Annotated in this window: 1 protein-coding gene; it reads left to right on the forward strand. The window is 67.7% G+C overall.

What is annotated here, in order from left to right; all coding sequences use genetic code 11:
- Nucleotides 1-44: 44 nt before the first annotated feature.
- The gene (locus BFQ00_RS08375) at nt 45-9,524 is read left to right on the forward strand and encodes a non-ribosomal peptide synthetase (RefSeq protein WP_139114979.1); all 9,480 of its coding nucleotides are present in this window, start codon (nt 45-47) and stop codon (nt 9,522-9,524) included.
- The last annotated feature ends 2 nt before the right edge of the window (nt 9,525-9,526 follow it).

Below are 9,526 nucleotides of genomic sequence, written 5' to 3' on the forward strand. Positions count from 1 at the left end.
CCGGCGCCCCCACATCCCCAGCCCATGGCAAGGAGACCCTCGACATGAACGACAAGGTCAAAGCACTTTCCCGCAATATCGAGGCCATCTATCCCCTGGCGCCCATGCAGCAGGGGTTGCTGTTTCACAGCCTGATGCATCCGGGCAAGGGCATGTACCTGCTGCAGTACCGCCATGTGATGGTGCTGCCGCAACTCGATCTGCAGGCGTTCCGCCAGGCCTGGGCACAGGTGGTGGAGCGCCACGAGCTGCTGCGCACCTCCTTCGTCTGGAAACAGCAGAAGCGGCCGATGCAGGTGGTGCACAAGCAGGTCGAACTACCGATCAGCTATGAGGACTGGTCGGCTATCGACGAGGCCGAGCAGCAGGCGCGTCTGGAACGTCTGCTGGCCGAGGAGCGTCGCGAGGGGCTGGATTTCACCCAGGCACCGCTGATGCGTGTGCGCCTGTTCAAGCTGGCCCCGGACACCTACCAGTTCGTGCGCAGCTATCACCACATCCTCATGGATGCCTGGTGCTTCTCCATCATCATGATGGACTTTCTCGACGGTTACCGCGCCGCGCGTGAGGGGCGGCGTCTGGAACTGCCCAAGCCACGCCCGTACCGCGACTTCATCCGCTGGCTGGAGCAGCACAAGCCTGAGGATCATCAGGCCTTCTGGCAGCAGCGCCTGGCCGGCTTCGACACCCCCACCTCGTTCGGTTTCGGCCACCCTGGCCGCGTGATCGATGCACCGGAGCCGGTCGAGGATTGCGTCGAGCACCTCAGCGTCGAGCAGACGCAGGGCCTGCAGCAGGCCGCCAGCGGTCTGGGCATCACCCTCAACACCCTGGTGCAGGGTGCCTGGGCCTTGGTACTGGCGCGCTACAGTGGCAATCGTGACCTGCTGTTCGGCGTCACCGTGGCCGGGCGCCCGGTGCACATGCAGGGCATGGAGAGCATCGTCGGGCTGTTCATCAACAGCCTGCCGCTGCGCTGGAGCTGGCAACCGCAGCAGCCCCTCGGTGCCTGGCTCAAGGCCTTGCAGGCCGAGAACCTGAGCCTGCGCGAACATGAAAGCGTGTCGCTGGCGCAGATCCAGAGCTGGAGCGAGGTACAGCGCCAGGATCTGTTCCAGAGCCTGTTCGTGTTCGAGAACGCGCCGATCTCCGCCAGCCTGCGCCAGGGCCAGTTGGACTACCTGATCAGCGACATGGCCAACCGCACCCACACCAACTATCCGGTGACCGTGGTGATCGTGCCCGGCGAGCGCCTGCACCTGCAGTTGACCTACCAGACCGACTGGTTCCTGCGCGAGGAAGTCGAGCAGATGCTGCGCCACTTCCGCACGCTGCTGTTGAACATGGGCGACAGCCTGGCCAGCGAGGCGGATATCCCGCTGCAACGCATCGCCATGCTCGATGCGGCGGAGATCGCCCAACAGCGCGCCTGGGCCAGCGGTGACCTGGCGGCGGACGCGGCGCAACTGCAGCCGTTGTACGTCGAGCGCCTGCAACAGCAAGTGCGTCGCACCCCCGAGCGAATCGCCGTGGTGCATGGCGAGCGCAGCCTGAGCTTCGATCAGTTGAACCGGGCGGCCAACCGACTGGCCCGTCATCTGCGCGCCAATGGCGTGCAGGACGGTGACCTGCTGGCGTTGCTCGATGAGCGTGGCCTCGACCTGGTGGTGATGATCCTCGCCACACTCAAGGCTGGCGCCGGCTGGCTGCCCCTGGACCCGCGCAATCCGCCGCAACGCCAGGCCCAAGTGCTTACCCAGAGCCGTTCGCCGCTGCTGTTGCATGGCGCGGAGCAGGGTGAGCTGGCACAGCAGGCGCTGCAGCCGATGGCGCAGCCGCCGGCGGCGATCCGCTACGAGCCAGCGGCGCTGGGCGGCTACAGCGATGCCGACCTGGACATCCCCGTGCATGGCCTGTCGCTGGCCTACTGCATCTTTACCTCGGGCTCCACCGGCACGCCCAAGGGGGCGATGGTGGCCCACGCAGGCATGCTCAACAACATGCTCGGCAAGGTGCCCGGCCTGGGCCTGAATGAAGATGACGTGATCGCCCAGAGCGCGCCGCAGTGCTTCGACATCTCCGTCTGGCAGACCCTCGCCGGCCTGGTGCTGGGGGCGCGCACGGTGATTCTCGGCGACTGCGTGATGCAGAACCCCGAGGCCCTGGCCGAGGCCATCGCTCGCCATGGCGTGAGCATTCTCGAAGCGGTGCCGTCGCTGATGCAGAGCCTGCTCGAGGCGGGCCTGGAGCGCACGGCACTGCGCTGGGTATTGGCCACTGGCGAGGCGCTGCCACCGGCGCTGGCACGGCGCTGGTTCGAGCGCTACCCCGGCATCCCGCTGATGAACGCCTACGGGCCGGCCGAATGCTCCGACGACGTGGCCTTCCATCCGCTCACCGAGCGCCTGGCCCAGGCGCGCAGCAGTGTGCCGATTGGTCGCGCCACCCTGAACAACCGTCTGTACCTGCTCGATACCGAATTGCAACCGGTGCCGCGCGGTGCGGTGGGTGAAATCTTCGTCGCCGGCGTGGGGGTTGGCCGTGGCTATATGGCCGACCCGGCACGCACGGCGGCGGTGTTTTTGCCCGACCCCATTGCCAACGACGGCAGCCGCCTGTATCGCACCGGCGATCTGGCGCGTTTCCTGGCCAATGGCGAGCTGGAGTACGTCGGTCGTACCGACCACCAGGTGAAGATTCGCGGCCACCGTATTGAGCTGGACGAGATCGAAGCCTGCCTGACCCGTTACCCCGGCGTGCGTGAGGCGGTGCTGCTGGCCCGTGACGACCAGCAGCGCGCCAAGGTGCTGGTCGCCTACCTGGTGGCCGAGCCGCAGCCCTCCATCGAGGCGCTGCGCGAGTTCGTTACCGCCAACCTGCCGCCCTACATGCTGCCCAGCGCTTTCATGCTGCTCGAGCGCATGCCGCTCAACGCCAACGGCAAGATCGACCGCAAGGCCCTGCCGGCGCCCGACTTCGCCGCGCAGAGCGAGGCGCGCTACGTGGCGCCACGCAGTGAGCTGCACGCGCAGTTGGCCGAAGCCTGGCAGGGCGTGCTGGGGCTCGCGCGGGTCGGCATTGAGGATCACTTCTTCGAGCTGGGCGGGCATTCGCTGCTGGCCACGCAACTGATCGGCCAGATCGGCAAGCTCAGCGGCAAGGACCTGCCCCTGCGTGTGGTTTTTGAGCGCCCGACCATCGCCGCCATGGCCGAGTGGCTGGAACAACAGCAGGCCAGCGAGAAAACCACGCCGATGCGCCTGCCGCGTCCGCAGACCCTACCGTTGTCGTTCGCCCAGCAGCGCTTGTGGTTCCTCCAGCAACTGCAGCCGCAAAGCCCGGCCTACAACCTGGCCGGCGCGGTGCGCCTGAGCGGCGACCTGCATGTCGCTGACCTGCAGGCCGCTTTGCAGGCCCTGGTCGATCAGCACGAAGTCCTGCGTACCCGTTTCGTCAGCGATGGCGGTGAACCGTCGCAGGTCATACTCGCCAAGGCCGAGCTGGCCTTGCCGCTGATCGAGGTGGCCAGCGAGGCGCAGTTGCACGACCTGCTGCGCCAGGACGCGATGACTCCGTTTGCCCTGGACAGCGCGCCGCTGCTGCGTGCGTGCCTGTATCGCCTCGGGCCGCAGGCGCACGTGCTGGCGCTCAATTGCCACCATATCGCCGCCGATGGCTGGTCGCTGCAACTGATCATCGACGGGCTTTGCAGCCATTACCGCGAGCTGCGCCAGGGGCGTAAACCGGCGTTGGCCGAGGCGCCGATGCAGTACGCCGACTATGCCCTGTGGCAACGCCAGTGGATGGACAGCGCCGCCTGCCAGGACGAGCTGGCCTACTGGCGCGAGCAGTTGTCCGGCGAATTGCCGGTGCTCGAGCTGGCCGCCGACTTCCCCCGGCCGGCCCATGCCAGCCAGGCCGGCGGGCGCGTCGAGCAACGCCTGCCGGATGCGCTGGCGGCGCGCGTGCGGGCATTCAGCGCGAGCCACGGCTGGAGCAACTTCATCCCCATGCTCTGCGCCTTCCAGCTGCTGCTGCGCAGCCGCAGCGGCGAGCACGACATCCTCGTCGGGGTGCCGGCCGCCAACCGCCATCACGCGGCGTTGCAGCCGTTGGTGGGCTGCTTCGTCAATACCCTGGTCTATCGCCAGAAGCTCTCCGGCACGGCCAGCCTGCTGCAACTGATGCGCCAATTGCAGGCGCTGTCCGTGGCGGTGCAGTCACATCAGGACCTGCCCTTCGATTACCTGATCGAACAGCTCGGCGTGGCCCGCCAGGTCAGCTACAACCCGTTGTTCCAGGCCATGTTCAACTACTTCCCGGGCCATGCCCTGGAGCGTTTCGAGCTGACCGAGCTGATCGCCGAGCCGCTCGACAATCGCCCGGACAGCGCCCTGTGCGACCTGCATCTGGACGTGCGCGACAGCGAACACGGCATTGCCCTGAGCCTGCAGTACAGCAGCGAGCTGTTCGGCGAGCAGACCGTGCAGGCGATGCTCGAGCAGTATCTGGCGCTGCTCGATGCCGTGCTCGAACAACCGCAGCAGGTACTGGGCGAACTCGCCTGGCAGCCCGAGCAGCGCGCGCTGGCGCGCTTGCACGGTGAGGCCGTGGAGGGTCGGGAAGACATCCTGCAGGCCTTTGCACGGCAGGTCGCCGGGCAGCCCGAAGCCATCGCCGTGCAGGCCGGCGAACAGCGCCTGAGCTATGCCGACCTGAACCAGGCGGCCGAACGCTTGGCCGCTGCCTTGCAGGCCCGTGGCGTCGGCGCCGAGGATCGTGTGGCCCTGCGCCTGCCGCGCGATGCGCGGCTGCCCATGGCCATGCTGGCCATTCTCAAGGCTGGCGCCGCCTACGTGCCGCTGGCCGAGGACACCCCGGCCGAGCGTGGCCGTTACATCCTTGCCCATGCGCAGCCGCGGTTGTGCCTGACCAATGCCGAGGCCCTGGCGGAGCTGGCAGAGTGGGGCAGTGCCGTCGAACTGCTGGATATCGATGCGCTGACCACCCCCGAGCCCTACCGCTCGCCGAGCGTGCATCCTGCCCAGCTCGCCTACGTGCTCTATACCTCCGGTTCCACCGGCCAGCCCAAGGGCGTGGCCATCGCCCGTGGCAACTTGATGAACCTCATGCTCGGCGTGCAGCAGGTGCTGCCATTGACGGCGCAGGACAGGGTGCTGGCGCTGACCACAGCGACCTTCGATATCGCCATCCTCGAGCTGCTGCTGCCGCTGAGTCGCGGGGCCATCATCCTGCTCGCCGACCGTGAGCAGGCACGCGACCCGCGCGCCCTCGACCGCCTGATCGAGGCCGGCCAGCCGACCGTAATGCAGGCCACCCCCGCCACCTGGCGCATGTTGGTGGCGCACACCGGGCGCAGTTGGCAGGGCGTGCGCGCCATTTCCGGTGGCGAGGCCCTGCCGTGTGCATTGGCCGAGGCCATGGAGCAGCGTGGTGCCCAGGTGATCAACGGTTATGGGCCGACCGAGGCCACCGTCTACAGCACCTTCGAGCCGCGTCAGGGCGAGAGCGGCGGGGCGGAGGTGCCGATCGGCCGGCCGCTGGTCAATACCGCCGCCTATGTGCTGGACGCCGACTTGCAACCCGTGGCGCCAGGCGTTTCCGGCGAGCTGTACCTGGCGGGTGCCAACCTGGGGCGTGGCTACTTCGCCGCGCCTGCCCTGAGTGCGGCGAGCTTCCTGCCTGATCCTTTTGTGCCGGGGGCGCGCATGTACCGCACCGGCGACCGTGTGCGACGCAACGCCAAAGGCAGCCTGGACTACCAGGGGCGCCTGGATTTTCAGGTCAAGCTGCGTGGCTTCCGTATCGAGCTGGGCGAGATCGAGGCCTTGCTGGCGCGGCTCAGTGGGGTGCGGGAAGCGGCCGTGGTGCTGCTCGGCAGCGGCGACGGCGCGCGCCTGGTGGCTTACTACTCGGTCACGCAGGCGGCGGATGCTGAACTGGACGACGCCGCGCTACGCGTGCAGCTGGCGCAGCACCTGCCGGATTACATGCTGCCGAGCCAGTTCGTGCGCCTGGACAGCTTGCCGTTGAGCCCCAGTGGCAAGGTCGAGCGCAAGGCGCTACCGGCGCCAACCCAACATGAAGGTCAGCGCGACGGCGAGCCGAGCAAACCCTGGGAGGCGCCACTGGCCGAACTGTGGTGCGAGCTGCTCGGTTGCAACGCGGTTGGCGCCGGCGACAATTTCTTCGCCCTCGGCGGCCATTCGCTGCTGGCGGCACGGCTGGTGGCGCGCATCGCCGAGCGCTACGAGCGGCAACTGCCGCTGCGCAGCGTGTTCGAGTGCCCGACCCTGGGTGAACTGGCGGCCAGCCTGGCCACTGCCGAGGGCGCAGGCGAGAGCATCCTGCGGCCATTCGGCGAGGCGCCGGCGCCGCTGCACTTCACCCAGCAGCGGCTGTGGTTCCTCGACCGCTTGCAGGGCGATACCCAGGCCTACCACCTGTCACTGGCCATGCACCTGCGCGGTACGCTGCAAGCCGAAGTCCTGGAACGCGCGTTGGCACAATTGGTGGCGCGCCAGCACAGCCTGCGTAGCGTGTTCAGCGAGACGCAAGCAGGCGCGCGTCAGCAGGTCGTGCAGTTGCACGGCAGGCTGCTTCGCGTCGAACCCTTGCAACAGGATGTGCAGTCGCCGGCCTTCGCCCGCACCTTGAGCGAGGAAGCGCAGCGCGCCTTCGACCTGAGCGCAACGCCGCTGTGGCGGGTGCGGCTGTATCAGGGCGAAGGGCAGAGCGTGCTGCAGGCCACCTTGCACCACATCATCGCCGACGCCCGCTCGCTGGAGATCTTCTTCGATGAGCTGCAACGTCTTTACCAGGCCGAGCTGAGCGCAACCCAGGCGGCGTTGGCGCCGCTGCCGCTGCAGTTCAGCGATGTCGCCGCCAGTTGGCAGACGCCTGCCGGGCAGGCACGCATTGAAGCGCAGCTGGACTACTGGCGGCAGGCCCTGGCCGGCGAACCGCCGGTGCTGGACCTGCCCACCGACCTGCCACGTCCTGCCGAGCAGGGCTACCACGGGCGGCGCCTGCGTTTCGAGCTGCCCGTCGAGTTGGTCGAACGCCTGCGCAGCACCGCGCAGCGTCATGGCCTGACCGCCTTCGCGCCCCTGCTGGCAGCATGGAAAGTGCTGCTGGCCAGGCATTCGGGGCAGCGCGAGCTGTGGATCGGCCTGCCGGTGGCGCAGCGTCAGCAGGCGCACACCGACAACCTCATCGGCTATTTCGCCAGCACCCAGGTGCTGCGTAGCCAGATCGACCCACTGCAATCCGTGGCCTCGTTCTGGCAGGCGTTGCAAGCCACCCACCTGACCGCGCAGCAGCACGGCGACGTGCCCTTCGAGCGGCTGGTGGAGGCTTTGCAGGTACGCCGCGATCTCAGCCATACGCCGCTGTTCCAGGCGCTGTTCAACCTGATCCAGCGCGATGACGTAGCGGCGGTCGGCCAGAGTTTTGCCGGCCTGCCGGCGCAGCGCCTGAATGTCGAGAGCGACAGCGCCCTGGTGGACATCGGCCTGCATATCGAGCAGCACGGCAGCGCCTGGCACTGCGTGCTGGAGTACAACACCGAGCTGTTCGTCGCCGGCACCATGCAACGCTATGCCGACGAGTACTGTCACCTGCTCGACGGCATGCTGGCGCGGCCCGAGGCGCGGCTGTGGGATATCGACCTGGCAAATGCCGATCATGCCCTGACACGCCGCACGTGGAACCTGCCGGCGCATGCGCTGAGCGAGACGCAGGATCTGATCGCGCGCTTCGAGCGCCAGGTCCTGCGCACCCCGGATGCGCTGGCCGTGGATTGCCAGGAGCAACGCTACAGCTATGCCCAGCTCAATGCCTTGAGCAACCGCCTGGCCCACTGGCTGCGCGCCCAGGGTGTCGGCTGCGACGATCTGGTCGCGCTGTGCCTGACCCGTGGCCCGTGGCTGCTGCCCAGCATCCTGGCGATCCACAAGGCGGGCGCGGCCTACTTGCCGCTGGATCCGCAGCAACCGGGCGAACGGCTGCGCTTCATCATCGAGCATGCGCGGCCGCAGCTGGTGCTCAGCGAGCACGCCTGCGCCGACGTGCTCGGCAGTGTCGACAGCCTGGCCGTCGACCACCTGCCGCTGGACGAACAGCCGGCACACGACCTGGCATTACCGGTGTCGCCGCTGCAGCGGGCCTACGTGATCTACACCTCGGGTTCCACCGGCACGCCGAAGGGCGTACAGGTGACCCGTGGCAACCTGAGCAACCTGCTTGCCGGCCTTGACCGCCAGTTGCCGCTGACGGCCGAGGATGTCTGGCTGGCCAGCACCACCTACGCCTTCGATATGTGCAAGCCGGAGCTGTTCCTGCCGCTGCTCAAGGGTGCGGCCATCCTCCTGGCGCGTCGCGAGCAGGTGGTCGATGGACACCGCCTGTTCGATCTGCTGCGCCGTGCCACGGTGTTCCAGGCCACCCCGGCCGGCTGGCAGATCCTGCTGGAAACCGGGCGTGACGACTGGCCGGCCCTGCGCGGCCTGATCGGCGGCGAAGCGGTGCCGGCTGAACTGGTGAGTGTGCTGCAGGCCAAGGGGGTGAAGCTGATCAACGCCTATGGCCCGACGGAAACCACCGTCTGGTCGACCACCCAGGCGCTGCGGGAAGTACCGGCCGGTGTCGCCGATATCGGCATGCCGCTGCTCAACACCCGTTGCTACGTGCTCGACGAATGCCTGCGGCCAGTGCCGCAGGGCAGCACCGGCGAGCTGTATATCGCCGGCAGCGGAGTCACCCGTGGTTACCAGCGGGCGCCGGCGATCACCGCAGCGGCGTACCTGCCCGATCCGTTCGCCAGCGAGCCTGGCAGCCGCATGTACCGCACCGGCGACCTGGTGCATCGACGCAGCGATGGGCACCTGGCCTATGTCGGCCGCGCCGATTTCCAGGTCAAGGTGCGTGGTTTCCGCATCGAGCCGGGTGAGATCGAATCGCTGCTGCGCCGTTACCCCGGGGTTGAAGAGGCGGTGGTCATGCTCGATGCGCGCAACCACAGCTTCTTCGCCTGGCTGCAGGCCGCGAGCCCGGTCGACGAGGTGGCGCTGCGCCGTCATCTGGAAAGCCTGCTACCCGCCTACATGGTGCCGGCCGGCTTCATCCAGGTGCAGCGTTTCGCCCTTAATGCCAACGGCAAGATCGACCGCAAGGCCCTGCCGGCGCCGCAAGCGCAGGTCGAGCAAGGCGTGGCGCCGCGTACGGCGCTGGAGCGTGAACTGGCCGAGCTGTGGCAGGAGCTACTCGATCTGCCGCAGGTCGGCGTGCTCACCAGCTTCTTCGAACTCGGTGGCCATTCGCTGCTGGCGATGCGCCTGATGACCCGGGTGGAGAGCCGCTTCGGCGTGAAGGTCGAGTTGCGCAGCCTGTTCCATAATCCGACCATTTCCGGCTTGGCCGAACAGATCGAAAACCCGCAGCGGCCTTCGACCGACCAGGCACTGGATGAGATGCAGCGTTTGCTGGCAGAGATGGAAGACTGAAG

The sequence above is a fragment of the Pseudomonas sp. 28 E 9 genome, assembly GCF_900004785.1.
Taxonomy (GTDB): Bacteria; Pseudomonadota; Gammaproteobacteria; order Pseudomonadales; family Pseudomonadaceae; genus Aquipseudomonas; species Aquipseudomonas orientalis_A.

Excerpts from the sequence above, each read along its gene's own strand:
- BFQ00_RS08375 (WP_139114979.1), top strand. The coding sequence starts at position 45 with ATGAACGACAAGGTCAAAGCACTTTCCCGCAATATCGAGGCCATCTAT.